The organism is Bacillus cereus group sp. BfR-BA-01331, from assembly GCF_022663915.1.
GTDB classification, from domain to species: domain Bacteria; phylum Bacillota; class Bacilli; order Bacillales; family Bacillaceae_G; genus Bacillus_A; species Bacillus_A mycoides.
In genome coordinates this window covers 1-408 of sequence record NZ_JAKUGJ010000159.1, presented here as the reverse complement: position 1 = coordinate 408, position 408 = coordinate 1, and the positions used below count along the sequence as shown (strand labels likewise).

The window sequence follows — 408 nt, the reverse complement described above, 5'->3', positions numbered from 1 at the left end:
GGACCGCGTGGTCCAAGGAGCGCTAAAACTCATATTGGAAGCCATCTTTGAAGCTGATTTCTGTTCAAATTCCTACGGATTCCGACCAAAACGCTCTCCACATCAAGCACTGGCAGAAGTGCGACGTAGCATATTGCGCCGGATGACTGTAGTAATCGATGTTGACCTGTCACGCTACTTTGATACAATTCGACACCACATACTTTTGGAGAAAATTGCAAAGCGTGTCCAAGATTCGCAAGTTATGCATCTTGTAAAACAGGTAATCAAGGTGACAGGAAAGATTGGTGTCCCGCAAGGGGGACCATTTTCTCCCCTAGCCGCAAACATCTACCTCAATGAAGTAGATTGGACATTTGATGCCATTCGACGTAAGACAACAGAAAACCATTACGAGGCTGTAAACTA

Annotated in this window: 1 protein-coding gene; it reads left to right on the top strand. The window is 45.3% G+C overall.

The window, feature by feature from the left end:
- Nucleotides 1–408: reverse transcriptase domain-containing protein (locus MR155_RS31440; protein ID WP_242312128.1), on the top strand; the 408-nt coding region annotated here is incomplete at both ends.